At 55.6% G+C, this 21,132-nt stretch carries 19 protein-coding genes and 1 pseudogene; 16 read left to right on the top strand and 4 right to left on the bottom strand.

The genetic code is table 11. The annotated features are described in order from the left end of the window. Window positions 1-45: 45 nt before the first annotated feature. Entirely contained in the window at window positions 46-918 is an 873-nt protein-coding gene (locus ALB80_RS12150) for a LysR family transcriptional regulator (RefSeq protein ID WP_050604340.1), read from the bottom strand. Window positions 919-1,017: 99 nt separating this feature from the next. Between ALB80_RS12150 and ALB80_RS12145 the strand changes: the two genes are divergently transcribed. From ALB80_RS12145 to ALB80_RS12125, 5 genes are read left to right on the top strand one after another with little or no spacing between them, the layout of a single operon-like run. Further along, window positions 1,018-2,463, top strand: a complete 1,446-nt coding sequence (locus tag ALB80_RS12145) for an aldehyde dehydrogenase family protein (RefSeq protein ID WP_050604339.1) — start codon at window positions 1,018-1,020, stop codon at window positions 2,461-2,463. After that, window positions 2,463-3,437, top strand: coding sequence for a membrane dipeptidase (locus ALB80_RS12140; protein WP_050604338.1), 975 nt, complete (start codon window positions 2,463-2,465; stop codon window positions 3,435-3,437). The genes ALB80_RS12145 and ALB80_RS12140 overlap by 1 nt, the downstream gene beginning before the upstream one ends. 4 nt (window positions 3,438-3,441) lie before the next feature. After that, window positions 3,442-5,130, top strand: a complete 1,689-nt coding sequence (locus ALB80_RS12135) for a hypothetical protein (RefSeq protein WP_050604337.1) — start codon at window positions 3,442-3,444, stop codon at window positions 5,128-5,130. Next, the gene (locus tag ALB80_RS12130; RefSeq protein ID WP_050604336.1) at window positions 5,127-5,756 is read left to right on the top strand and encodes a DUF3726 domain-containing protein; all 630 of its coding nucleotides are present in this window, start codon (window positions 5,127-5,129) and stop codon (window positions 5,754-5,756) included. The genes ALB80_RS12135 and ALB80_RS12130 overlap by 4 nt, the downstream gene beginning before the upstream one ends. Before the next feature lie 12 nt (window positions 5,757-5,768). Beyond that, entirely contained in the window at window positions 5,769-6,776 is a 1,008-nt protein-coding gene (locus ALB80_RS12125; RefSeq protein WP_050604335.1) for an Ldh family oxidoreductase, read from the top strand. Window positions 6,777-6,852: 76 nt separating this feature from the next. Here ALB80_RS12125 and ctlX read toward each other — a convergent pair whose 3' ends face one another. Further along, window positions 6,853-7,770 carry a citrulline utilization hydrolase CtlX gene (gene ctlX / locus ALB80_RS12120; protein ID WP_050604334.1) on the bottom strand — a complete coding sequence of 306 codons (918 nt, stop codon included), beginning with the start codon at window positions 7,768-7,770 and terminating at the stop codon, window positions 6,853-6,855. Window positions 7,771-7,793: 23 nt separating this feature from the next. Continuing rightward, the gene (locus ALB80_RS12115) at window positions 7,794-8,843 is read right to left on the bottom strand and encodes an ornithine cyclodeaminase (protein WP_050604333.1); all 1,050 of its coding nucleotides are present in this window, start codon (window positions 8,841-8,843) and stop codon (window positions 7,794-7,796) included. Between the two features lie 129 nt (window positions 8,844-8,972). On the opposite strand from ALB80_RS12115, the gene ALB80_RS12110 reads away from it, so the two are divergent. The 9 genes from ALB80_RS12110 to ALB80_RS12070 all read left to right on the top strand — a co-directional run bounded on the left by ALB80_RS12110 (window position 8,973) and on the right by ALB80_RS12070 (window position 17,913). After that, on the top strand, window positions 8,973-9,419 hold the full coding sequence (locus ALB80_RS12110; RefSeq protein ID WP_050604332.1) for an Lrp/AsnC family transcriptional regulator: 447 nt from the start codon (window positions 8,973-8,975) through the stop codon (window positions 9,417-9,419). 242 nt (window positions 9,420-9,661) lie between these two features. Continuing rightward, window positions 9,662-10,696 carry a proline racemase family protein gene (locus ALB80_RS12105; RefSeq protein WP_050604331.1) on the top strand — a complete coding sequence of 345 codons (1,035 nt, stop codon included), beginning with the start codon at window positions 9,662-9,664 and terminating at the stop codon, window positions 10,694-10,696. 152 nt (window positions 10,697-10,848) lie between these two features. Next, the gene (locus ALB80_RS12100; protein ID WP_050604330.1) at window positions 10,849-11,208 is read left to right on the top strand and encodes a YciI family protein; all 360 of its coding nucleotides are present in this window, start codon (window positions 10,849-10,851) and stop codon (window positions 11,206-11,208) included. Window positions 11,209-11,211: 3 nt separating this feature from the next. Continuing rightward, on the top strand, window positions 11,212-12,441 hold the full coding sequence (locus tag ALB80_RS12095) for an RNA polymerase sigma factor (RefSeq protein WP_050604329.1): 1,230 nt from the start codon (window positions 11,212-11,214) through the stop codon (window positions 12,439-12,441). Window positions 12,442-12,827: 386 nt separating this feature from the next. Then, the gene (locus ALB80_RS12090; protein ID WP_050604328.1) at window positions 12,828-13,718 is read left to right on the top strand and encodes a dihydrodipicolinate synthase family protein; all 891 of its coding nucleotides are present in this window, start codon (window positions 12,828-12,830) and stop codon (window positions 13,716-13,718) included. 46 nt (window positions 13,719-13,764) lie between these two features. Then, window positions 13,765-14,466 (top strand): SDR family oxidoreductase, encoded by a 702-nt coding sequence (locus ALB80_RS12085; RefSeq protein ID WP_050604327.1) that lies wholly within the window; start codon window positions 13,765-13,767, stop codon window positions 14,464-14,466. A 160-nt stretch (window positions 14,467-14,626) separates the two neighbouring features. Further along, a complete protein-coding gene (locus ALB80_RS12080) occupies window positions 14,627-15,316 on the top strand; it encodes a pyrroline-5-carboxylate reductase dimerization domain-containing protein (RefSeq protein WP_050604326.1) in 690 nt (229 codons plus the stop codon). A 315-nt stretch (window positions 15,317-15,631) separates the two neighbouring features. Beyond that, window positions 15,632-16,594, top strand: a complete 963-nt coding sequence (locus ALB80_RS12075; protein ID WP_050604325.1) for an isopenicillin N synthase family oxygenase — start codon at window positions 15,632-15,634, stop codon at window positions 16,592-16,594. 62 nt (window positions 16,595-16,656) lie between these two features. Continuing rightward, a complete protein-coding gene (locus ALB80_RS12070) occupies window positions 16,657-17,913 on the top strand; it encodes an Hsp70 family protein (RefSeq protein ID WP_050604324.1) in 1,257 nt (418 codons plus the stop codon). A gap of 95 nt (window positions 17,914-18,008) precedes the next feature. Here ALB80_RS12070 and ALB80_RS22660 read toward each other — a convergent pair. Continuing rightward, a pseudogene (locus ALB80_RS22660) lies at window positions 18,009-18,455 on the bottom strand (hypothetical protein); the annotation flags it as partial. A 347-nt stretch (window positions 18,456-18,802) separates the two neighbouring features. Between ALB80_RS22660 and ALB80_RS12060 the strand changes: the two are divergent. Both ALB80_RS12060 and ALB80_RS12055 read left to right on the top strand, forming a co-directional pair. After that, window positions 18,803-19,414: a helix-turn-helix domain-containing protein gene (locus ALB80_RS12060; RefSeq protein WP_050604323.1), complete on the top strand. Its 612-nt coding sequence runs from the start codon at window positions 18,803-18,805 to the stop codon at window positions 19,412-19,414. A gap of 97 nt (window positions 19,415-19,511) precedes the next feature. Then, window positions 19,512-21,095 carry an ABC transporter substrate-binding protein gene (locus ALB80_RS12055; RefSeq protein WP_050604322.1) on the top strand — a complete coding sequence of 528 codons (1,584 nt, stop codon included), beginning with the start codon at window positions 19,512-19,514 and terminating at the stop codon, window positions 21,093-21,095. Window positions 21,096-21,132 lie beyond the last annotated feature (37 nt).

The following is a 21,132-nucleotide window of genomic DNA, read 5'->3' as shown; positions in this document are numbered from 1 at the left end:
GCGGCTGTCATTGTCGTCGGGATTGAAATCCTGGGTTTATGACTTTCAGGTCAGTTTCAGGTTCAAGATAAACGCGCTGCAGGCGTCTATCAGACCGTCGAAGCGGGAACTCTCCTTTACGTACAGGTAAACCTGCCGTCTGTCGGGTAGATCGGGTAAATCCCTGAATGTGACGTTCTCGGGGATTATGCGAGCGATGGTCTGAGGAAGAAGTGTGATCCACTTGCCGGTTCCCACCATCGTTATGAGTGATTGTGTATTGTGGATAGTGACATCGACGTCGTCGAGCGCATTTACAAACTCTGGCGTCTCAATGAGGTCACACAGAGTATTTCGCACGAACGAGGTGGTTACTACATCTTCCACGGTTGGGCGCTCGGGCTTAGTCATCAGGGGATGATCAGCCGCGCACACCAGTCCGAACTGATCTTCAAACAAAGGATGCGCTTTCACACCTTTCACAGGATGAAAGCCGGACGCAATTCCAATATCGGCTTTGCCATCTGCAAGCGCATCCAGCACTTGCCGCGTATCGGCGTCCCTGAGCTCGATCTTTGCACCGGGAAAACGACGCGTCATGTTTTCAAGCACAGATGGGAAAACCAAAGCGGCGACAGAAGGGACGGATGCTATTCGGATCAACCCATTGGCTGCATGGGCGGCGGTTTCGATGGATTGCACTGTCTGGTCGAACTGGCGAACCTGTTTGAGGGACATCTCAAACACCTGCTCGCCCAAGACTGACAATTGGTTCTTTCTTTCCCCAACAAACAACTTTTTCCCCAAATGATCTTCAAATTGCTTCAGGGTCATCGAGACGGCGGATTGGGTTCGCCCTAATCGATCCGCCGCTTCGGACAAGTTTCCCGTTTGCGCGACGGTGCAAAAACAACGCAGCATTTCGATTTTAAGTGTCACGTTTCAGAAATCCTGAAGTTTAGTTAATTTAATTGAATTTGACTGATATTGCGTAAGAAGTCCATTCTAGCCTCAACTTCTTTTATCTTGGGGCAAACCGTGACCAACCTGAACCTGATTGCTGGCGAATGGCTTGCCGGCGAAAGCGAGATTGAAAACCGTAATCCTTCGGACCTGAGCGACCTGGTTGGCCATTTCGCGCAAGCCAGCGCGGATCAGCTGGAGGCAACGCTGGATCAAGCGCGCGTCGCGCAAGCCGAATGGGCAGCCTATGGGCTTGAACGCAAGCAGGCCGTGTTGATGAGCATTGGCAATGAGCTGATGACCCGCGCCGAAGAACTGGGCAATTTGCTCAGCCGGGAAGAGGGCAAGCCGCTTGCAGAAGGGAAGGGCGAGGTCTATCGCGCTGGGCAGTTCTTCACCTACTATGCCGCTGAATGCCTGCGCCAGATTGGAGAGAACGCGGATTCCGTGCGTCCTGACATCGAGATTGACGTGCGCCGCGAGGCGGTTGGGGTTGTCGCTGTCATCAGCCCGTGGAATTTCCCGACCGCAACAGCCTCGTGGAAGATTGCCCCGGCGCTGTGTTACGGCAATGCAGTGGTCTGGAAACCGGCCAACATCACGCCTGCCTCTGCCGTGGCCCTGGCCGAGATCATCAACCGTCAAGACATTCCCAAGGGCTTGTTCAGCCTTGTCATGGGTTCGGGTCGGTCCATTGGACAACGGCTGGTGGAAAGCCCCAAGGTCAACGCCATCTCGTTCACAGGGTCAGTGCCAGTGGGTAAGGGTATTGCAGCGGCGGCCATCCAGAACCTGACCAAGGTGCAGATGGAGATGGGATCGAAAAACGCGCTTGCCGTGATGGACGACGCCGATCTTGACCTTGCAGTTTCGTTGGCGTTGGGCGGTGCGTTTGGGGGAACCGGTCAGAAATGCACCGCCTCGTCGCGGCTGGTGGTTCATGCTGCTGTGCATGACGCATTTGTCGAGAAACTGGTGGCTGGTGCACAGGCTATGAAAGTCGGTCACGCGCTGGAAGAGGGGACACAGATGGGGCCCGTCGTCAGCGCACAGCAATTGGCCGAGAATCTGGCTTATGTCGATCTGGGCAAATCCGAAGGGGCGGAACTGGCCTGTGGCGGGCAGCGTTTGGAAATGCCGCATGATGGGTACTACATGAGCCCCGGCGTGTTCCTGAACACGACCAACGACATGCGTATCAACCGGGAAGAGATGTTCGCGCCGCTGACCTCGGTGATTAAGGTTGGCAGCTATGATGAAGCGCTCGCAACCGTGAATGACACCAATTTCGGTTTGACCTCGGGCATCGTCACGCAAAGCCTGGCCCGCGCCACGCATTTCCGGCGCAACGCGCGCACCGGGGTAGTGACGGTGAACCTGCCGACGGCGGGCACCGACTATCACGTGCCTTTTGGCGGACGCGGCGACAGTTCTTACGGCCCACGTGAACAGGGCAAGGCCGCGGCCGAGTTCTATACTACGGTCAAAACCGCATATATCAGCGCAGGAAAGCCAATGTGATGCGGATAGATGGTCTGCAATACGCCAATTGGTCCGAGAAGACTTTTCGGCAATTGCGCGAAGGAGGCGTGGACGCGATCCACGTCACCATCGCCTATCACGAGAATTTCCGCGAAACTGTTCTGAACTTTGAAAAGTGGAACCGCTGGTTCGAACAATACCCGGATCTGATCATGAAAGGGCTGTGGGCCAGCGATATCGACACCGCTCGGGCAACAGGGCGCACGGCGGTGTTCTTTGGGTTTCAGAACCCATCGCCCATCGAAGATGACATTGGGTTGGTCGAAATCGTCCATACGCTGGGCGCGCGGTTCATGCAGCTGACCTATAACAATCAATCGCTATTGGCGACGGGATGTTACGAAGCCGAAGACACCGGGATCACCCGCATGGGGCGTCAGGTGATCAAAGAGATGAACCGGGTCGGGCTTGTTGTTGACATGAGCCATTCAGCCGACCGTTCCACCATCGAGGCGGCCGAGCTGTCCGAGCGTCCGATTGCGATTACCCACGCAAACCCGTTTGATTGGGCCCCCGCCCTGCGCAACAAGCGTGACACGGTAATCCGAGCGGTGACTGAAAACGGTGGGATGCTGGGATTTTCGGTCTATCCTCATCACTTGAAAGACAAGTCGGGCTGCACCCTTGAAAGCTTCTGCGAGATGATTGCGCGGACAGCTGAGCGATACGGAGCGAAACATCTCGGGATCGGCACGGATCTGTGTCAGGATCAGCCCGACAGTGTCGTCGAATGGATGCGGGTTGGCCGTTGGTCGAAGCAGATCGACTATGGCGAGGGGTCGGCAAGTAACCCCGGATTCCCCCCGATGCCGTCCTGGTTTCGGGACAATCGGGATTTTGGAAACCTTGAAGAGGGATTGCGTGCGACCGGTCTGAACGATGAAGAAGTGGCCGGTATCATGGGCGGAAACTGGTATAGGTTCTTTGCTGAGAACTTCGGTGCTCAGGGGTAGTCGGATGGACACTCAAGCGCAGACACAGATTGAAAGGCGCGACCCGGCCACCGTTATGCGGCTGTCGCGGCTGGGGTCGTTGCATCAGTGTCGGCTGAGTTTCATGCGGCAGTTGACCCGCCGAATGGCCAGTGAAAACTGGTCATTCACGCGGCCTGTCTTCGACATTGACACCAATGGCGTCGGTCGGGCGGTCTATACCGCTCAAGGGCCGGACCGGGCGTACTCTCTAGTTGCCTTTGCACATGACCTACCACCGGAACAACGCTCGGACCGCGTGATTGCCGATGCGTGGGATGCCACTTTTGCCTTGTTCGACGGTATCCCGACCGGGGCTGATATCGAACGCCTTTCTCAAAACGTACCTCTGCAAGAGGCTGGACGGGTGAGCGAGAGCGAGTTGTCCTTGTCCCGCGCCAATCGCTCGGTTCGCCTTTGGGATCATGTTGTGGAGGCTCTGGCCGCAGGGCATCAGCCGGATGTGGAGCAGATCTATCAGGTCGGGTACTTGATGCGTACGACTGCTGTCTATGGCTCGGGCAAATTTGGCGCGGCAGATCGGGAGAAAGTTGCAGACCGGTCCGAGACTCAGGCCCCATTTCAGGTTGAGATGCTTTCGGTCTTCCTGACCCGGACGTTTGTGCGTGATCTGGTGCAGCATATGGCAAATGTCAAAGGCTGCGGCCAGGCCGCGACTTTGGACCCCGAGATTGCCCGCTGGCTTGGAATTGGTAACTCTACCGGACTTGGCATGGCGCCCTTCATCGTCAACCACCCGGTTCTGTTCAACAACTGGATCATGGTGCGGGAGGAGGCGATAGCACGGGTTCGGTCTGTGGAAGTGGCCAGCACGACTGAGATCTCTCAGTTCCGGGATGTCTTTGAACGCAGCCAGTTGTCGATGTCGTGGTGGCGGTCCGAGCATCCTATCCAGATTGGTAAACTTGAAGAACTAAACGCGGACCTGCATTTGATTGCCGAGTACTTGCGCCACAACGACCTGAGGGGGAGTAGACCTTGGAATCGGGTGATGAGCTGGTCAGAAACCAAGCTTAGCGAGGAAGGTCAGGAGTTTCTGGCGTCGTTGATCCTGGAGCCTTATGGCGATCTTGTGGATGGGCTGACCTCTTGCATGGCAGACAGCTGCACGCAGGCGTTTGTGATCGATGGGACCATGCTCATCGGGAAGGTCTGCGACCTGATCCGGGAAACATACGCCTGGGCTTTAGACCTGGATTGGGAAGCCCGCGAGAACTGCGCCCGGGCCTGGTACGTGTCGGAGGAAAAGCTGGAACCCCGCATGGGCGAACGGTTCGATGAACCCATTTCAGACTATGAACAACCTCTGGCCCCGGCGCGGGATGCAGCGGCTGTCTATGACGCGCTGCAGGGTTGGGATGACACCAAACCCGTGGCCGAATTCCTGCTGCACCACCCGGAACATCGCCATACGATCCGGCGTATTCAAATGACCACCTCCGCGCCTTACGGCGAAATCCGGGACAACACGATTGGGTCTAAGGTGCTGCCCATCGACATGCTTCGGGCAAAGCTTTCTTTCTTTGGCGCGACCCATTTTGACCCCCGCTCGGATCGGTGGGTTCGTATCTGCATGTATTCCGGTGCGCCGTATCCGGAAGAGCTTACTTCAGAAAACGCGGATCTCTGGGTCTACCCGCAGGAACCAACATGAATTTTTCACTTAACGAGATGGAAGCGACCGCCAAACGCGCGACACGTGGCGCGGGCTATTCCTGGGGGCAGGCCGAGGAGGCGTCGAAGGCGGCCCGCTGGCTGTGCGCGCAGGGAATGGACGGGGCCGGGGTTTTGGCAGGGCTGTTGGAGCAGGGGCTGGCCTCGGACTCGGCGGCGCATCGTCCTGGGCAGATTGATCGTCTCTGGCTGAGTGAAAGAGCGTTGTGTCCATTATCCGCGGGGCCTTTGTTGTCTGATGCCGCCCACTTGTTGAAAACGGGCCCGGTCGAGATGCGGAATGTCGCAGCGCCCGCTTTGTTGCTGCCGTTTGCGTGCCATGCAGCACGCCTTTTGAAAGAGGTGCTGACGATCGAGATCGACGGTGCGCAAATGATGACGGACGGGGAACGGCTTGTGGCCCCGGACAGTTTGCCCGACACGGTCCACAAAGTTGTGGTTACAAATGGGGGGGCGCTTACTACCCCTCGTAAACAAAATGCGCGCGCTTGTCCTGACCCACAGGATTGGTGCGTACTGAACCGCTTTGCCCACCGCACCTATGCCCCCGCAACCGAAGAATCCCGCCTGCTGGGTGCAGGGTCCGGGCTTTCTGACAATGATTGAAGAGATGCCAAAGTGACCGATACACAAACCCTGACCCTTGCTGAGATCGAAGACCTGTCCTTCCGCGCGCTGGTTGCCGCAGGGACATCCGAAGAAAATGCCCGCCCGCTGGCGCAGGCCACGGCGGCAACCGAAGCCGATGGCGTTGCAAGTCACGGGCTGGCCTATATCCCGATTTATTGCGAGCATGTGCAATGCGGCAAGGTCGATGGGAAGGCGGTTCCGGTTCTGTCGCGCCCCAAACCCGGCGTGGTGGCGGTTGACGCTGCAACCGGCTTTGCGCATTCGGCTATCGACGCAGGGTTCGAGGCCCTGATCCCGGCGGCTCGAGAACAGGGTGTATCGGTGCTGGCCATCAAAAACAGCTATAACTGTGGCGTTTTGGGCTACCACACCTATCGGCTGGCCCAGGCTGGGCTGGTGGGTCTGGGATTTACCAATGCCCCAGCCTCGATTGCACCTTCCGGGGGATCGAAGCCCGTGGTTGGTACCAATCCCTTTTCCATCGCAGCGCCCGGTGTCGATGGCGATCCCACCCTTTTGATCGACCAAAGCGCCAGCACCATTGCCAAAAGCGAGGTCATGAAACATGCCCGCGAAGGCAAGCCGATCCCTGTCGGGTGGGCGCTGGATGCAGAGGGTAATCCCACAACCGACCCGGAAATTGGTTTGAAAGGGTCGATGGCACCGTCAGGCGGGTACAAGGGCGTTGGCGTTGCTTTGACCGTCGAACTTTTGGCCGCAGCGCTGACCGGTGCCACATTGGGGATTAACGCGTCACCATTTTCCGGAACGGTGGGTGGTCCACCCAAAACAGGCCAATTGTTCATAGCGATTGATCCTGATGCGACGGCCTCTGGTGGATTTGAAAACGGCGTTTCAGCTCTGGTAGAGGCGATCCGTTCACAAGAAGGCGCTCATCTGCCCGGAGATGGTCGCGGGGCCAAACGGTTGGCCGCCCGCACAACGGGCGTCGCGGTCAGCAAGGCAACACTGGCCAAGATCGAAAACTTTTTGTAGGGCGCGACCGAAACGGGTTTGGCGGGTCCGCAGGCACAGAAATTCTCTGAGGCCAAAGGCGAAAAGCACGTCGGATTCACCGGCGTGCCAAATGGATTCCTGCGATAGTGCAGCGCACCGAACCGCCGGCCATTTCGATTGTCGGGATGGGAAGCGGTACGAGTTCCGCGCTTTTTTCGATGATTGTTTTCTGATCTTCCATCAACGCATCAAAAGCTGTTTGCGACAGAGCAAGAATTCGACCGTTTCTGCCCTGAAGTTCAATCGCGTTACCAGCGAAGGCTTCGATCTGGTCATGGCTGAGTTCGATCACGTCACGGCCGGGTTGCCCGAGACGCTCGACGATTTCTTTGCGGCGGTTTTCGTCAGTGATCATGCTTGCACCGATCAGTGCATAGTCCGTACCGATGCACATAAGAACGTTTGTGTGATACACTGCCACACCCTGTGCATCTGTTGCGGCGAACGCCATCGGCTCATAGTTGAAGTGAGTGCAGAAACGCTCCAACAGGATCGGGCTTGTTCGATCAGATTCAACGGCATAGGCAACACGGTCGGCATGATCGATGACCATGGCGCCGGTACCTTCAAGGAACAGATTGTCCTGCTCAAGCCCCGAGTAATCGATGATATCCTGCACTCGGTACTTTTGCTTGAGCAATTCGATCACGTCGGTTCGACGCTCCAGACGTCGGTTCGGCGCCATCATCGGATAGATAGCGACATGCCCACCAGCATGGGTCGAAAACCAGTTGTTGGGGAAAACGCAGTCTGGGGTGCGGTTGTCGTCTCCCTCGAATACATGAACAAGTACACCGTGCTGGCGCAGGATTTCCGCCGACCGTGTTGCCTCGTCATATGCCTGCTTGGCGATATTGTTGCTTGCAGGCAGGCTTGCCTGGAACACGTTGTCGCCGGTTTCCGTATTCACCGAAAAATGATGCGGACGGATCATGACCACAGAAGAAGGGGCTTGAATGCTGGGCTTTTCCATTTGGTGAACTTTCAAACAGCCCGTTACTTGGCGCGCAGCAACATGCCGAACAGATCGCGGGGATCGTCCGGGTCAGCCAACATGTCTAGGTCTTGATAGAATTTCGTATCTTTGACGCGGTCACGGATGAAACGTAGGGCCGAGAAATCCTCGATCGCAAAGCCGACACCGTCGAACAGAGTGATCTGACGATCGCTGGTCCGGCCTTGCTTGGCGCCGGTGATGACTTCCCACATTTCTGTCACACCAAAATCTTCTGGCATCTGTTGAATCTCACCCTCAACACGTGTTTGCGGCGGATATTCCACAAAAACGTCTGAGCGCAGCAATATGTCCTTGTGCAACTCGGTTTTGCCGGGGCAGTCGCCACCGATGGCGTTGATGTGCACACCGGCGCCAACCATGTTGTCGGTCAGAATTGTTGCGTTTTGCTTGTCAGCCGTACAGGTGGTGATGACCTGAGCGCCCTCGATAGCGTCTTCAGGTGTTTCGCAAGCCTTAATGTTGAACCCGCGCCCTTCAAGGTTGCGGACCAGTTTCTCGGTCGCCTTGCTGTCGACGTCATAGAGGCGCAGAGTGTCGATACCGCAGAGCACTTTCATCGCGGTGGCCTGGAATTCGGACTGGGCGCCGTTCCCGATCATCGCCATGCAGCGCGCGCCCTTGGGGGCCAAATGCTTGGCAACCATAGCAGATGTTGCAGCGGTACGCAGCGCCGTCAGAATCGTCATCTCGGTCAGCAGAACCGGATAACCTGTATAGACATCCGCAAGCAGACCGAAGGCGGTGACGGTTTGCAGACCTTCCTTGGTGTTTTTCGGATGGCCATTGACGTATTTGAAGCCATACGCTTCGCCATCCGAAGTCGGCATCAATTCGATCACACCAACTTCCGAATGGCTGGCCACGCGCGGGGTTTTGTCAAATTTTTCCCAACGGCGGAAATCGTCCTCAATGTAAGACGCAATTCCTTCCAGCATGGCCTCAAGTCCGATGCTGTGCACAAGGCGCATCATGTTTTCGACGCTGACGAAAGGAACATATGCGAGTTCGGATGGGGACGGTTTGGTCATGGGTGCGCTTTCGAATCTTGGTTTTCTTCATTATCTTCTGTAAGAAATTTTGAATAAATGAGCTAATTGCTTAAAATTATCCCCCTCGACTAAGCGAAATGCTAAGCAATTTTGTGCAGAAAGCTAAACATGACAAAGCAAAGCCATAGCAAGCACATCTACGATGACCTCGACCGCAAACTCATCTCTTTGCTTCGTCGCGACGGTCGAGCACCGGTATCAAAGCTTGCGGACGTGCTTGGTGTGACACGGGCCACGGTTCAAAGCAGGATGGACCGATTACTGGAGACGGGCGCGCTTCTGGGGTTCACGGCCCGCGTTCGCGAAGATTATGAAGAAGACTATATCCGTGCGATCATGATGATCGAAGTCATCGGAAAATCCACCAGTCAGGTCATTCGGGCGCTGCGTGGAATGCCCGAACTCTTCACGTTGCACACGACAAACGGCAATTGGGATCTGGTTGCGGAAGTCAGGGTTGCCAGGTTGCACGATTTTGATCGGGTTTTGCGCGAAGTTCGCATGATCGACGGAGTGTCGAACAGTGAAACAAGCCTGCTTCTTTCGAGTGTTTAACTGTCCGTTGTCAGCCATTTCTAGCGCTGGGAAGAAGAGCAAAGGCTGCTCATCTGATCCAGCTTAGCGGTTAGTTTCCTTGCAAAACCGCAAACCGTAACGCTTTCCATAATTGGCCATGAATAGTTGCACGTGACGTTGGTCCTTGTATCCGCGATGCTTGATTTGTGATCGTGTGCTTGGCAACACATCAGAAATCGACCCGTTACCCTTTTCTATCGCGCTTCAGAGGGACATGAACAATGAAATGGAAAAAGACACTTCAGATTGTTGATGCGCACTGCGGAGGCGAGATCGGGAAGGTTGTGACATCGCAAGTGCTAGAGATTCCGGGCGCGACGATGCTGGCTCGGATGAACTATATCAATAATACCGATGACAGCCTGCGCCGCTTGTTGACGACGGAGCCACGAGGGTCTGCGCCTATGTCCGTCAATTTGCTGATGCCGCCACTGCGGCCCGATGCAGATGCGGGTTTGATCGTCCTTCAGGCCGACAGGGCACATCCGATGTCCGGATCCAACGCGATCTGCGTCACTACTGTTCTTCTAGAGACCGGCATTCTGCCGATGCAGGAGGGGCAGAAAATTGTGCGGCTTGACACCCCGGCCGGTCTGGTGACGGCGAACGCCACATGCCTTGATGGTCGTTGCGAAAAAGTCGCGCTGGATATGACGCCCGCCTTTGTTCAGGATCTCGACGTCGCCATCGACACAGAACGCTTTGGCCGTGTGTCCGCAGATATCGCTTTTGGCGGTGTCTTTTACGCGCTGGTGGATGTGGAACAGCTGGGCTTTCGGATTGATCCTGACAACGCAACTCAGCTTGTCGATGCCGGAACTTACCTGAAAACCCAATTCGAACAGCACGTGGCTGTGCGACACCCTGAAAACCCGGATCTGAATAACTTGGCTTACGTGATGTTCCGCCAACGTGAAGAGGATGAGGCCATTCGCACCTGCACGGCCATGAAGCAGGGGCGGCTGGATCGTTCTCCATGCGGGACCGGCAGTTCAGCGCAGTCGGCAGTGATGGACGCAAAGGGAGAGGTCAAATCTGGCGATGTCCTTGTCACACGTTCGATTATCGGGTCGGAATTCCGGGTCGAGCACAAAGGCGCGAAAACGCTATCAAGCGGCGATCCGGCTGTTCTGCCCAACATCACCGGCAGCGCGTGGATTTATGGGGTGTCGCAGATTGGGCTGGACCCAACCGATCCTTTCCCAAAAGGTTTCATACTGGGCGACACCTGGGGACCGTACGCCCACGAGCTTTAGGTCGATCACCTGCGGTCCGATTGCCACAGACCGCAAGTTTCCGGCGCATTTTGAAATAATGATGAAGATGAAAAAAATTCTTACGCCATGTCGAAAATCGATCCGCATTGACGTCCTTGGGGTGTGAACCGAATGATGAAAGGAAATTCACAATGAAATACATGCTATTGCTCTACGCAGCGCCCGACAAAGAACCTGCTTACGGGACCCCGGAATTTGATGAAATGATGGCCAGTTTTGCTGCGGTCAGTGAAACCATGGTGAATGACGGTGTATTCATAGGGGGTGAAGGTTTGCAGGGGAACGAGACGGCAACCTCGTTGCGGATCAAATCCGGTAAGGTTGAAACGATGGATGGCCCCTTTGCCGAAACCCGCGAGCATTTGGGCGGGTACTATGTCTTGGATGTCCCGGACCTGGACACCGCATTAAAATACGCCGCGTCAATTCCAATCGCCCATTTTGGCACTGTCGAAGTTCGGCCACTGTTGGATTTCAATCAGGCAGGTTAAGCGATGAAGAACGCCGCCCCCAAAGCCATTGCAGTCAACCGATTGGTTGAGCACGTGATGCGCCAGAACAGGGGGCGGCTGTTGGCTGGGCTGATTACACGGCTCGGTGATTTCCAGCTGGCAGAGGACGCCTTGCAGGAAGCGTCCGTTTCCGCCCTCAAGCATTGGGGTCGATCCGGGCCTCCTCATGATCCGGTTGCTTGGTTGATGAAGGTTAGTTTCCGCAAAGGGATCGATCTTATCCGAGACAGACAACGGGAACTAAGGAAATCGGACGCGATACGTATCGAGGCACTGGCTGATGCTGAAAGCAAAACACCTCAGATTATTCCCGACGAACGTCTTCGTCTGATCTTCGCATGTTGCCACCCCATGCTAGAAGAAAAATCCAGAGTCGCCCTTACACTGCGAACAGTTTGCGGCCTGACCACTCGAGAAATCGCAGCCGCTTTTCTTGATTCCGAACAAACAATGGGACAACGCCTGTCTAGGGCCAAGGCGAAAATCAAGTCCAAAGGGCTATGTTTCGCGGTTCCGGAACCAGAAGAGTGGGACACACGCCTTGGAACTGTTTTATCGACACTCTACCTGATTTTCACTTCCGGCTATGTAAACGAGGACACTGGGCCTCGGGACCTATGCCAGGAAGGTATCTTCCTGGCGCGCCTCTTGAATGAACTCCGACCGAATGAGGCAGAAATCAAAGGTGCGCTTGCCCTTATGTTGTTGACGGATGCAAGGCGTCCTGCACGAGTTGACGCTCACGGGGCTATCGTGCCCGTAGAAGACCAGGATCATCGTCTCTGGCCGGAAGACATTGTGGCAGAAGCCCGCAAGATCTTGGAAAATGCCGTAAGGCAATTGCAGCCAGGTCCGTTTCAGATCAAGGCGGCCATCTCTGATTGCCACATGGCGCGCCCCACACCCGATTGGCCGCAGATGGCGCTACTCTACGGGTCGCTTTGGGTGTTCGAGCCAACACCCGTTGTCGCGTTGAACTGGGCAGTGGTTCTTGCCGAAACTGGACAAGCTGAACTTGCGTTGCAGAGGCTCGATGAGTTGCAGTCAAGTCTAAGCAACTTTCAGCCCTGGTATGCGGCCCGCGCGCATATTCTGGAAAAGCTTGGGCGCACTTCGGAAGCGCACACGGTTTATCGGACAGCCATTCAACTGGCACCAAATGATGCATCGCGAAAGCTCCTGAGCCGGAAGGTTCAAGCCATCACCATCTGAAAGCGTGCGTTTTCAGGTGCAACGCCATCAGAGAGTTTTCGGTCCCTTCAATTGGACGCGAAGTGGATCAGAACCAAAGACGCAGCTTTGTCTTAAATCGGGGTCTAGTAACATGTTTTCCCTATGGCTCATCAGGCGCATGAGACGCAAGTGTTTCCACTTTCCCTTCGGCTTGACGTGTCAGGGTGGTGACAGTGCGCGACCCGGTCGGTTTTTCGGTCTCGACCAACCAAGATCGGGTTATTGGCGGTCTCGCATGCGGTGGGGTCCTTTCCCAATAACTCTATGACTTGAGCCTTAGCCTGCTTGAGCTTACCAATCAGGTAGAGAATGGCAGGCAAAAGAACGGCGTGACTGCTTCAGATGCTAGGGAAAAGGGCGATCAAATGAGCTTTAACGTCAAACTCTCAGGCGTGATGCCTGCGCTTGTCACCCCCTTCGGGGCCGATGACAAGATTGATTTCAAGGCGTTCGAAAACCTGCTGACCCATTTTCGCGAAGCGGGCGTGACAGGCTGGGTTCCAAACGGATCGACCGGAGAATACTTTAGTCAGTCGACAGAAGAACGCCGTCAGGTGCTGCAGTTCGTCAAGGATTTTGCTCGCGGTGATGAGGTTCTGATTGCCGGAACCAACGCTCCCGCGACCCGTGAGGTGATCGAACAGACCGCGATGGCCGAGGAAATCGGGTATGACAATGTGCTGCTGGCGCCACCGTTCTACACGCGCCCCACGCAAGAAGAACTGATCAGGCATTACGAAACGGTTCTGGCCGAGGTTGACGTGAACATCGTGCTTTACAGCTATCCGCTTAAGGATGGGGCCGATATCTCATTTGAATTGATGGACCATTTCGCTGACAATCCCCGCGTGATTGCTATCAAGGAAAGCTCTGGCGTGTTGCAGTGTGCGATCGATATCGCTTCGCGCTACGAAGGCAAGATTCAGTTGGTTTCCGGTTCGGACGATATCGCCCTGGATTTTATGTTCTGGGGTGCCGAAAGTTGGATTTGCGGACCGTCGAACTGCATGGCTAAGGCGTGTTGTGAACTGGACCGTCTGTATAGAGCGGGTGAATTGGCATCTGCCAAGGACCTGATGAAAAAGCTCCACCGTGCCATGAATATCCTGGAAAGCGGCAAGTTTGTTCAGAAAATTAAGTTCGGTGCAGAGTTGCAAGGGCTGAATGTAGGCGAATGCCGCGCCCCTCTGGGGCCGTTGACTGACGCTGAGAAGGCTGAGTTTGCTGCGGCCATGAAGCCCATTTTGGCGATGTAAGCCACAGGCCGACCCAGAAGTATCGAAAAAAGAACAGGAGCGAACCATGACCGAGAAAACATGCCTTATCATCGGTGGAGGACGTGGGATGGGAGCAGCCACTGCCCGTGAGATGTACGGGCGGGGCTACAAGATGGCGTTGATGTCGCCTTCTGAGTCCTGTGAGTTGTTGGCTCAGGAACTGGATGGGGTCGCACATCGTGGTAAAGCGGAAAATGCCGAGGATACGCAGGCAGTCTTTGATCTGGCCATGTCTACTTTTGGCCGCATCGACGCCTGCCTGATCCATGTTGGTGGACCGCCCAAAGGTGACCTGCTGGACATTCCCGAAGGAGACTGGGACCGCGCACATGAGATGGTTTTGAAGCCTGTCATCCGCATGGCCAAGCTGCTTACCCCCGTGATGGAGGCGCAGGGTGGTGGGTCAATCGTGAACATCACCACGTTCTCGGCTTTCGAGCCATCCCTGACGTTCCCGACCTCCAGCGTGTACCGCGTCGGTGTGTCCAGTTTCACCAAGCAATTCTCGGATCGGTACGGCCCGGCGAATATCCGTATGAACTGCTTGCTGCCGGGGTTCACCGACAGTCTTGATCTGCCACATAAATTTGCCGAAATGTCTGCGCTTGGTCGTTTGGCTCGGGCCGAAGAACAGGCCAAGGCTGCCGCCTTTTTGTTGAGTGAAGACAGTAGCTATATCACCGGTCAATCCCTGCGTGTAGATGGCGGCGTGACCCGGCATATGTAAGTGTTTACCGCGCTGGTCTTGGGGCGGCTTTTTCAGAGTTGAGGAATGCGCAGATGCGTTTGGGGTTCTTCGGAACGGGCGTTATCACCGAGGCTGTCATAACCGGGCTTCTGGCGTCCGATGTCGATATTGGTACAAATTTTTAACACAGCGCAATCGCATGGTGTCTGCCCGGCTGGCTGCATTCAGCGATAACGTGATGATCTGCGACACGTCGCAAGAGGTTTTAGACCGCTCGGATCTGGTGTTTCTGGCAGTTCGCCCGCAGGACGCGCAAGAGGTTCTTACACCCTTACACTTCACCGAAGGACAGCACCTGTGCAGTCTGATTGCTTCTGTGACCCATGAGACGTTGCAAGATTGGATTGGTACACCTGTCCGCCTGTTCAGGTCGATCCCTTTGCCTTCGGTGGCACAACATCGAGGCGTAACCATTCTGTTTCCGCATGATCCGGTAGGCGACATGCTGTTTCGTCCACTCGGCACAGTGGTCAGCGCCAGAACCGTGGAAGAATTCGACGCGCTTGCATCCGCCAGCGCCATGATGGGGACGTATTTCGGCGTACTTGAGGCAGCTTCGGACTGGATGCAATCTAGCGGGATCGGGCAAGGGGATGCGCGAAGTTACCTGAGCGGCGTATTTGCGGGTCTGGCGCAGACGGCGGTGGAGAACCCTGGAAAATCGTTTGATGTGCTGCGCTCCGAACATTCGACACCGGCGGGGTTGAATGCTGAGGTATTTGAGGTTTTTTCTGAAGCCGGTGGAACAGACGCGCTGAAAGCTGGCTTGGACAGCGTCATGCAGCGGCTTACTACAGCCCGAGAGGCGGTCGTAGAACCAGAGACTTAGGTCGGCACTCATGAGCTGACAGGGCAATGCAGCTACCATCGTGCCAAATGTCACAAGCGGTATTGGGACAACAATTCGCATGCATTTCGAAACCAAGACGACGCTGGTTGTCTGCGTGGGACCGTGATGACAGTTTAGGGGCTGACAGAATTTCAGGGTTGATCGATGTTGCGCCCCGCCCTAGCGTTCGACATATGTCAAAGTTTGTTCATCTTGTTATCCTGGAGCACCACTGCGCTCATCGTCGGAAGCGTTTCGCAGGATAGCGGTTCCCGGCATGTACCACCTGGGCGAAACTTTATCCGGATACTTGAGATGAATGAATTTACCGAAATTCCGGTGCTTGATCTGGCACCCTTGATCCATGGCGAAGACACAACCAAACTGTCGCTGGAATTCCTTGAGGCGTATGGAAAGACGGGGTTTGGTTATGTGATAAACCACGGGGTGGACCCGGATGTGCGCACCGCCGTGTTTGCTGCTTCGAAACGGTTTCACGCTTTGTCAGAGGCCGCAAAAGGGGCCATCGCTCTCGACAAAAACCATCGCGGTTACATCGCCATAAACACGTCGACGGACGTGAACTCCGATTTGGCCAAAGTGACAAAGCCGAACCAGTCCGCGTCGTTCATGATGATGAGAGAGGACGCAGAGGTTGACCCGAATGTCTATCTGTCCGGGCCAAATCAATGGCCGGAACTGGATGGGTTCCGAGATACCTGCGAAACCTACGCGAAAGCGATGACCGGATTGGGTCACAAGCTGTTAGGGTTGGCCTTGGGCGCAATTGGGGTTGAGGATCGTGCGATCCTTGCTGCGTTTCAAGAGCCGACGATCTGGTTGCGTCTGCTGCACTATCCGCCACAACCCCCGCAAGCCCCGGATGATCTGTTCGGATCAGCCCCACATAAGGACTTCGGGGTTCTGACACTGTTGGCGCAGGATGATGTTGGAGGTTTGCAGGTTCAGACACCTTCGGGCCATTGGGTCGATGCGCCGCCGATTGAAGATGCATTTGTGGTCAATGTCGGGGACATGTTGCATCGGTTGTCCAATGGCAAGCTCTTGTCCACGCCACATCGGGTGATCAATACCAGTGGGCGAGAGCGTTATTCCGTGCCGTTCTTTTTCGATCCGCATGTATCTGCCGATATCGCACCGCTTCCGGGGACAGGGAGGGCCGAGTTTGCGCCTTTGAATTTTGGCGAATTTTTAAGGAGCGAGCTGGAAGCCAGTTATGAGGCCCACCAAGATGACACATCGGATTCCGAGCCTTGACCGCAGCTTGAGAACACTCTAGGCCCGGCGTCCTTTGCAAATACAGCTCGGAGACATGCGCCATGGCCCCTACCAGCCCGTGGATCGGAATCGACTTTGGCACGTCGAACTCAGCGGTTGCCTATCTCGATGCTGGCGCGCCCCGACTGCTGAAGGTGGATGGCGCTGCAACAACGCTTCCCACCACCTTCTTCTTTGATTTCGACACGCGTGAAACCCTGATCGGTGAGTCAGCCAACCAGGCGCTGCTGGAGGGGTTGGAAGGGCGCTTCATGCGGGCGCTTAAACGGGTCTTAGGCACCACGCTGATGCATGAAAAGCGGCAAATCCTGAATGAACGGGTGACATTTGTCGAGGTCATCGGCTCTTTTTTGCATAAACTGAGACAGCGGGCTGAGGCCGAGCGCGGTGTTCCGTGCACACGTGTCGTTTCAGGTCGCCCCGTGGTCTTTCACGGTGTGAACGACCCGCGTGAAACTCAGGCCGAGGCGGGCTTGCGTGCGTGTTATGAGGCCGCCGGGTTTACGGACATTCGATTTTGCCCCGAACCTGCCGCAGCTGCCGTCGCAACTGGCGCGATTGGGTGGGGGTCGATGACGGGTGTGGTTGTTGATATCGGCGGCGGTACGTCGGACTTTTCGGTTTTTCAGGCCAGCCCGTCAGGGGTTGAAATTCTGGCCAATTATGGCGTGCGTATCGGTGGTACGGACTTTGACCGCGCGATCAGCATAGATCGGGTAATGCCTGTATTGGGCAAAGGCTCGATGATCCGGGATGTTTTTGGAGACGGGCTAACGCAGACTCCCAATGCGATCTTCAATGACCTTGCAACGTGGGAGATGATCCCGTTTCTCTATACGGCGCAAAACCGGCGTTTGGTTGGTGATATGCTGAAGCAAGCGGAATCGCCCGAGCGGTTAGGTCGGCTCGCTGCGGTTCTTGAGCATGAATTGGGTCACGAACTGGCTTTTGCGGTAGAGCGCGGAAAAATTGCTGCGAACTCAGGCGCGAAGGACCCGGCAATCGAATTGAACATGCTGGAGAAAGGGCTGTCGGCCCCACTGAACGATGCTCGGGTGGCAGAAAGTCTTGCTACACATGCAGCACGTTTGGATGGCGGAGCGCAAGAGGTGCTGCGCATTGCCGGGTTCAGCGCAGATCAGATCGACCGTGTCGTCTATGTTGGCGGTTCCAGCCTGATGGCTGTGGTACCGGAAACGATGCGGCGCGTGTTTCCGGCGGCAGAGCATTCCTTTGCTTCGGTTTTTACCGCGGTTGCCGAAGGTCTTGCCATCATGGCTGGGCTTGAGGGCGAATAATAGACCGCGTTCAACAGCGGAAAGCGCCCCGCCTCGTATCGGAAACGGGTGTCATCCAGCGACATGCACGGGTGAGCTGCGTACTGTCAAACTGCGCTGATGAGTGGCATTTCGTCTGCGCGACCTTGTGGGGCGCGCCGTTGCGTGGTCCGGTGTTGCCCCGGCACGCAGCAGGCGCGTCTTTCGGAAACGTTTAGCTGGTTGCGTACGTGGTTTATACAAGCACGACGACGAGCGGGGCTCAGTAGGGCTGCGCGTTCAGGCCTGCAAATCATCCACTGGATGAATTACTTTTCGGCCTTCATCCTTTGTGGCTTCCCTCAGGATCAGTTTGTCCAACGTCAGATCAGAAACTGCTCGTCGCAATCGCTCGTTCTCTTTTTGAAGCCGCTTCAGTTCTTTCAACTGATCTACGCCTATTCCGCATTCTCCGTTGGGCTCGAACCAATGGCGCCGTCAACAACGCCAATCTGTCTCCTCGCATCAAGACGGGACATGCCTTGCCCCATCAGAACTTCAACCAGCCGTAACTTTGAGACAATCTCTTCGGGCTTCGGGCTTCGGGCTTCGGGCTTCGGGCTTCGGTCTCATGTTGGCCATTCTTAGTCCTCCGTTTCCTAAACATAGGGGTGGACCAGTTCAGGTGGGGATGCTCCTTGGATGTCCGCAATGCGCGGGGGATCAATTGACGATTGCAGGAATCACTAGGATCGGCGAACCGATTTCCTTTGCATATGACCTGAAAGGCGAGATCGCAGAAGGGCCTCGAAGATGTATGGCCGCAACACATACTGACACACTGAATTTTAAGGAGACAAAAATAAATTTTGATCTTCTCTGAATAATTCTATTGAATGGCTTGCACTTTCCGAACCTCAGGAGACCACGAATGCAAGCCCCTACCCAGCGTGCCAAATCCAAGCAGAAGGGTAAGCCGACCGAGCTGGGGCAGGCCATCCGCAGGCGTCGAAAGGCAATGGGAAAGACACTGGACCAGGTGGCGAAATCTGCTGAGCTGACAACTGGATTTCTGTCACAGGTTGAGCGCGGGTTGAGCTCTCCTTCACTGACATCATTGATGTCGATTGCGGCCGCGTTACAGACCAGTGTCGAACAATTGCTCAGCGTGCCCGAGGTGTTCTCGCAATACGTTGCGCGCGACAATCGCCAGTCATATTCGCTTGGAACGCGTGGTCGATTTTATGAAAAACTGGGTCCAGGCTTTGCCGGAGCGTTGTTTCACCCACAGATTGTGCACCGCCCACCAGGGCATGTATCCGAGCACATGTGCCACACCGGGGAAGCCTTTTGCTATTTGCTGTCCGGGCAGTTGGAATATCACCTTGGAGATCGGGTTTTTACGATGTCACCGGGTGATGTGATTCATCATGACACGTCAACGCCACATTACTCGATTGTGCTGGGTGAGACCGAGGCGGTTGAGCTTTGGGTGACGACTTCACCAATCAATAACGCCGCAAACGAAAATTCGCCTTCGTAAAAAAAATTTCGGTATTACTAAAAAAAACTTTAGTATTGTTAAAAACTGGGTATTCTCCCATCGCATGAAGCAGATGCTTTTGCGGGAGGAAAAGAGAATGCACTTGAAATCGGTATTGGGACTGGTTGTTGCCTCATCATTGGCGATGCCGGCATTAGCGCAGGAAAGAGGCGGCACGCTGAACTTCGCGCGATACGACGGGTCTAGGTTGATTGACCCGATCTATGCGGATCGAAACCCCGATATTTGGATGGTCGGCAGCCTTTTCGACACGTTGCTGCGTGGCAGTGCCGATGGGAATTCCGTTGAGCCCGGGCTGGCCGAGACGTTTTCGGTCTCTGACGATGGCAAGACGGTATCGCTGACGTTGCGAGAGGGTGTTCTTTTTGCCGACGGATCATCTATGTCGGGTGAAGATGCCGTGTTCTCTCTGGACCGGGCGCGGAACCCGGATCTTAGCCCATGGGCGGGCCTGCTGGGTTCGATTGACAGCGTTTCAGCCGACGGCAATGCGGTCACGATTTCCTTGAAGGATGCGGATCCGACAATTCTGTCGATGCTGGCCACGTTCAACACGGCGGTTGTGTCAAAAGCGGCATATGACGCAGCACCGGGCGACACGGATCAGGATAAATCTGCGGCGATCTTTGCCTCGACATCTGCCGGTGTCGGCTCTGGCCCATTCTATCTTTGCGGTTTCGAACAAGGGGCCTCGATGGATTTTTGCGCCAACGAGCATTACTGGCGCATGGGGGCGGACGGAAAGCCGCTGCCTTATCTGGAAGGTGTACACTTCGAGATCATCCCGGATGACGCCACACGCATACTGAGCTTGCAAGCTGGTGAAGTAGACGCAGCCGAGTTTATCCCGTTCAGCCGCGTGGCCGAGCTGGAGGCTGATCCAAACATCAACATGCAGCTCTACCCATCGACTCGGATCATCTATTCTCCGATCAACACGCGCGACACGCGCGCTGACGGATCGCCAAACCCGTTGGCGGATGCCCGCGTGCGGAAGGCGTTGAACTATGGCACCAACAAAGATGCCTTGATCGGTGTGGTTCTGCACGGCGCGGGTCAGCCGATGAGCTCACCGCTGATGGCGAAGGCAACTCAATATGCATCTGATCTCAGCCCTCTCTATTCGTATGACATGGACAAGGCCAAGGCGCTGATCTCCGAAGCCGGTCTGGAACCGGGGACCGAGGTCACGCTGACGACGCTGGCAGGTTCAGCTGATGACGCAACCATCTTTGCGGCATTGCAACAGATGTGGGCGCCTTTGGGTATCGAATTGGTGGTCGAACAGGTAGATGGTGCCACACGCGGCGCCAAGAACCGTTCGGGTGAGTTCGACATCCACACCTATGGTTGGGTCAACGATGTAAACGACCCAAGTCAGGTCGTAGGCTGGCTGGGATATACGCCGACTGCCAAGGCTGTTGGCACGGGTTGGGAGAATGCCGAGTTCAACACGCTTTTCGAAGAAGCCGCGAAAGAGATGGACCCCGAGGCGCGCAAGGCCAAGTTCGCCAAGATGCAGGACCTCTATGCCGAAGCAGCGCCTCTGCTGTTTATGTATGAGACCCCCTTCGCAGTGGCGCTGGGATCTGCGGTCGAGGGCTATGTTCAGACGCCCTTGGGTAATAACATCTTCGATGAAGCCACAGTCAGCCGGTAAGAGCTGAAGCCTTTGCTTCGCCGCACCCTGGCGGCGG

It is taken from the genome of Ruegeria sp. 6PALISEP08 (assembly GCF_001238295.1).
Classification (GTDB): Bacteria; Pseudomonadota; Alphaproteobacteria; order Rhodobacterales; family Rhodobacteraceae; genus Ruegeria.
Note: the sequence above shows the minus strand (reverse complement) of the source record. Positions and strands in the feature narration are given on the sequence as shown.